Annotated in this window: 5 protein-coding genes and 1 tRNA gene; 4 read left to right on the top strand and 2 right to left on the bottom strand. The window is 27.8% G+C overall.

The features are described 5' to 3' along the window. Positions 1–11: 11 nt before the first annotated feature. The 4 genes from ACMUOV_RS06915 to ACMUOV_RS06900 all read left to right on the top strand — a co-directional run bounded on the left by ACMUOV_RS06915 (position 12) and on the right by ACMUOV_RS06900 (position 2,215). A tRNA-Glu gene (locus tag ACMUOV_RS06915) sits at positions 12–83 on the top strand. A 176-nt stretch (positions 84–259) separates the two neighbouring features. Beyond that, entirely contained in the window at positions 260–955 is a 696-nt protein-coding gene (locus ACMUOV_RS06910) for an N-glycosylase/DNA lyase (protein ID WP_413854370.1), read from the top strand. Positions 956–963: 8 nt separating this feature from the next. Continuing rightward, positions 964–1,473 carry a flavin reductase family protein gene (locus tag ACMUOV_RS06905; protein ID WP_413854369.1) on the top strand — a complete coding sequence of 170 codons (510 nt, stop codon included), beginning with the start codon at positions 964–966 and terminating at the stop codon, positions 1,471–1,473. 22 nt (positions 1,474–1,495) lie between these two features. Beyond that, positions 1,496–2,215, top strand: a complete 720-nt coding sequence (locus tag ACMUOV_RS06900) for a 5'-methylthioadenosine/adenosylhomocysteine nucleosidase (protein WP_413854368.1) — start codon at positions 1,496–1,498, stop codon at positions 2,213–2,215. On the opposite strand, the gene ACMUOV_RS06895 is transcribed toward ACMUOV_RS06900, so the two are convergent. Both ACMUOV_RS06895 and ACMUOV_RS06890 read right to left on the bottom strand, forming a co-directional pair. Then, the gene (locus ACMUOV_RS06895) at positions 2,210–2,785 is read right to left on the bottom strand and encodes a Maf family protein (protein ID WP_413854367.1); all 576 of its coding nucleotides are present in this window, start codon (positions 2,783–2,785) and stop codon (positions 2,210–2,212) included. The two genes, ACMUOV_RS06900 and ACMUOV_RS06895, sit on opposite strands and share 6 nt — an antisense overlap. Before the next feature lie 2 nt (positions 2,786–2,787). Next, positions 2,788–3,674 (bottom strand): hypothetical protein (locus ACMUOV_RS06890; protein WP_413854366.1); only part of this gene is annotated, 887 nt, incomplete at its 5' end.

The raw sequence follows: 3,674 nt of genomic DNA, 5'->3' as shown, positions 1-3,674 counted from the left end.
TTAATTTATATGCTCCCATCGTCTAGGGGTTAGGACACATGATTTTCAATCATGCAGCAGGAGTTCAATTCTCCTTGGGAGCGTATTATTAATAAAACTTTTTATAATATAAATACCGGGAATTTATTCCCGGTATTTTTTTTGTTTTTTAGAGCCGCCTTTTCTGTTGAGTATCCGACACACAGCTAACAATGCAGTACTCGGTTCTAAACACAAAAATAGTTTTTACAATTTTTTATAAATTGGTATAATTTGAAATATGTTAATAAAAATAGATTTTGTAAATATAGAAAATACTGCAAAAAAACCCGAAAACATAAAAGAACTTGTTTATTTCTGGAATAAGTATGCAAAAGAAAAAATAGAAGAAAGAATAAAACATTTCCGTAAAGTTTTTGAAAAAGGTTCGGATAATGCGGTCTTTGCGGAACTTGCTTTCTGTTTGTTTACTCCTCAATCAAAAGCTGTTTCATGTTGGAAAGCGGTAAATACATTATATGATAAAAAACTTTTGTTTAAAGCAAATTGTGACGAAATTGCAAAAAATATAAATAATGTTCGTTTCCAAAACAATAAAGCAAAATTTTTAGTTCAAGCAAGAGATAAATTTTCATTAAACGGTAAGTTGAACATAAAAAATAAATTAAAATCTTTTGATGATATAAAAGAATTAAGAAAATGGATAATAGATAATATAAAAGGTATAGGTTATAAGGAAGCCGGACATTTTTTAAGAAATATAGGTTTGGGGTTGGATTTGGCAATACTTGATAGGCATATACTTAAAAATTTAAAATATTACGGTGCTATTGACGAAATACCGGAAACTTTAACAGTTAGAAAATATTTGGAAACAGAACAAATGATGGTTGGCTTTTGTAATAAAATAAAAATACCGATGGCACATATTGACTTGCTTTTTTGGGCCATGCAAACAGGTGGAATTTTTAAATAGGGGGTTTTATGGATAAATTGGCATTTACAAAAATTTCTTATGGAATGTTTATTATTACGTCAGTTGCAGACGGCAAAAAAGGCGGACAAATAGCAAATACCGTTTTTCAAATTACTTCCGATCCTGCAACAATAGCAATAAGTATTTCAAAACAAAATAATACATATCAACTTTTAAAAACCGGTAAAAAATTTGCCGCATCTTGTTTAACGGAAGCTGCTCCTTTTGAGTTTATAGGCAAGTTCGGTTTTAGAAGTTCGAGAGATTTTGATAAATTTGCCGGAGTAAAATTTATAACAAATGCAAACAGTATTCCAATAGTAACGGATTGGACAAATGCTTATTTTGAAGCCGACATAATTTCCGAATTTGATACCGAAACGCACACCGTATTTTTAGGAAAAGTAACAAATGCTGTTGTTTTAAACAATGAACCATCTATGACATATTCTTATTACCATAATGTTAAAAAAGGTTTAACCCCAAAAAATGCTCCAACGCATAATGGCAATTTATAATTAATGACATAGGAGAAAAGTTATGACTATGATTTCTAAAATAGCTGTTTTAGGTGCAATGGAATGTGAAGTTGAAGAAGTAAAAAGGTATTTAACTAATTTACAGGAGCAAGTTTATAAAGATTTAAAAATATTTACCGGAAATATAAATAATAAATTTATTATTTTGTCACAAACAGGTATTGGTAAAGTTAATGCTGCATTGAATTGTCAATATATAATTGATACATTTACTCCTGATGTTATAATAAATATAGGTGTTGCAGGCGGGATAGGTAAAGGTTTAAAAGTAGGTGATATTGTTATAGGTAATTCACTTATTCAACACGATTTTGACGTTTCGGTATTAGGTTATGCAAAGGGATATATGTTTACCGGAGCAGACAAAGATAAACCAACCAAATATTTTAGTGATAAAAATATTGCGGATAAATTTAAAAGTTCGTTATTAAATACGGTAAAAGAAAATAAAATTTATGAAGGTATAATTGCAACCGGTGACCAATTTGTTTCCGATAAAAAATTAAAAGAAGAAATAAATAAAACTTTCAATGCTTTGGCGGTTGAAATGGAAGGTGCGGCAATAGCACAGGTTGCAACAAGAAATAAAATTCCTTTTTTGGTAACAAGGGTAATTTCCGATTTGGCAGACGGAACAACAGCCGAATATCAAAACGTTTTTGAAAAAGAAACTTCTCAAATATTGGCGGAAGCAATAAAAAAAGTATTGGCAGATTTATAATTTTGTAGCGGCAGTTAGTTTTATTGCGAACGGTTTTAATTTTTCTTTTAATTTATAATAAGGCAAACCTACAACGGTGTAGTAATCGCCGTAAATTTTTTTGACAAAATTATCTTGCTTGTCCTGCACAGCGTAAGCGCCTGCTTTATCCAAGTTTTTTGCCGATAAAATTTGTAACTGTTCTTGTGATATTTTTTTCATTTTAACAACGGCAACATCGTAAAAATTTTCCTTCTTGTTTTGTGCAAGTATCGTAACGCCGGTATATACTTTATGATAACTTCCGTTAAGTTCGCTTAGTATTTGCATTGCATGTTTTTTATTTTTGGGCTTTCCTATAATTTTACCGTTTAAAACAACTATTGTATCGGCTGAAATTATTATTGAGTCTTTATTTTGTTTTTGAACTGCTTTTGCTTTTTGTAAAGATAAATCTTTAACTATTGCCGATGGCCTTTTAAATTTTGTTTTTTCTGTTATGTCACTTGGGCATATTTTAAATTTTAAACCCCACTTTTTTAGTAAAGTTATTCTTCTTTCCGATGCCGATGCTAAAACAATTTTGTTCATTATTATTGTTCCTTTTTTATAAATTTTTTCTTATAAATGAATAATAAAATAAAAAAAGTAATCCAAGAAAAAATTGATACCCACATGCTTACATAAAAAGCTAAGGGTCTATATTCAATTCTTATTTTATGATTTCCTTGATTTACGGAGATTGCTTTATATATATAGTCTGCGCAAATTATTTCATATTTTTGTTTTGGGTTATCAATTTCATATGCTTTCCAACCTTTTGCATAATTATCCGTATATAAAATTATAGCAGGTTCAGTTGTGTTGCATTCAAATTCTATTGAGTTTTCGTTAAAATATAAAATTTTTATACTATAGTTTCCTTTTATTTTAGGTTTAAATTTAGGTTCTTGTTCCAAAACTACAGTATTAAATATATCAAATTTTTTGTTAGATAAAATGTTATAAGTTTCACTTTTATCTTTTTCTAATTTATAATCATAAAAAACATTAATTCTGTTAAGAGTTTTATTATCTGTTTTTATTACACCGCCGGAGTGGTAATCAACTATATATTTGCATCTTAACAAACTTAAAATATTATTGTTTTTATATTTTTCATTAAATGTCAAATAATTTTTAAGTTTATCCGGGAACAATCCTAAAGAATTTTCCGGATTATATTTTAAACTATATCTTTTTCTTGAAGAAAAACGTGGTTGTTCATTAAAGTTTTCTGTTAAAATATAGTTATAAGTATAATTATTTTTATAAATAAAAGGTTTTGAAAATGATTTCATGGTTATTAATGGATCGATAATTAATAAGATAATAATTATTATTCTGGATATTAAATGTTTTTTTAGATATAACAATATAGAAAACATTAAAAACAAAAAAATTGATATATAAAAAGAAATCTTTAATTCAGTTATTGTTT

The organism is Candidatus Ruminimicrobium bovinum (genome assembly GCF_902760015.1).
Classification (GTDB): domain Bacteria; phylum Elusimicrobiota; class Endomicrobiia; order Endomicrobiales; family Endomicrobiaceae; genus Ruminimicrobium; species Ruminimicrobium bovinum.
The sequence above is the reverse complement of the archived record's forward strand: the minus strand, read 5'-3'. Positions and strand labels throughout refer to the sequence as shown.

What these genes read in the sequence shown, in the direction of transcription:
- ACMUOV_RS06910 (WP_413854370.1), top strand. Translation starts at nt 260, where the DNA reads ATGTTAATAAAAATAGATTTTGTAAATATAGAAAATACTGCAAAAAAA.
- ACMUOV_RS06905 (WP_413854369.1), top strand. Translation starts at nt 964, where the DNA reads ATGGATAAATTGGCATTTACAAAAATTTCTTATGGAATGTTTATTATT.
- ACMUOV_RS06900 (WP_413854368.1), top strand. Translation starts at nt 1,496, where the DNA reads ATGACTATGATTTCTAAAATAGCTGTTTTAGGTGCAATGGAATGTGAA.
- ACMUOV_RS06895 (WP_413854367.1), bottom strand. Translation starts at nt 2,785, where the DNA reads ATGAACAAAATTGTTTTAGCATCGGCATCGGAAAGAAGAATAACTTTA.